Source organism: Limosilactobacillus pulli (assembly GCF_947381555.1).
Taxonomy (GTDB): domain Bacteria; phylum Bacillota; class Bacilli; order Lactobacillales; family Lactobacillaceae; genus Limosilactobacillus; species Limosilactobacillus pulli.
In genome coordinates this window covers 1-415 of the sequence record NZ_CANCWQ010000088.1, presented here as the reverse complement: position 1 = coordinate 415, position 415 = coordinate 1, and the positions used below count along the sequence as shown (strand labels likewise).

The following is a 415-nucleotide window of genomic DNA, read 5'->3' as shown; positions in this document are numbered from 1 at the left end:
GCCTTAGTCATTGAAGTGCTATCTCGTCCATCAAGCCGTTTAACGATAGTAAGGCGACTCTTGCGTTCGACAAACGTAGCTACTGCTTGACCTTTGCGCTTACCAGATAAAACCGTATCAGCTTCAAAATGACCTGCAATATTACGATCAGAAGCTTCAGCTGGACGATCTTCAATCGAACGACCATGACTAAAAGTACCACGAGTTTCTTTAGCCCGCTTACGGCGAATACCATGATCTGGTAAGTCAGTTAAGCTAATCTCTAAGAGGCCTTGATCAACCCAGTTATAGATAGTCTTATAGGCGATCATAACCACATGGGCTACTTGTTCAATTGACCATTTTTGGACCTTGATCTTTTCTTCGATTAGTCGTTTGAGGTTAACCGTTAATGAGCATTTCCGGCCACGATAAC

The 415-nt window shown here is 43.1% G+C and carries 1 protein-coding gene; it reads right to left on the bottom strand.

The window, feature by feature from the left end:
- A partial coding sequence (locus QOS03_RS09305) for an IS30 family transposase (RefSeq protein ID WP_283576197.1) occupies positions 1 to 415 on the bottom strand: 415 nt, incomplete at both ends.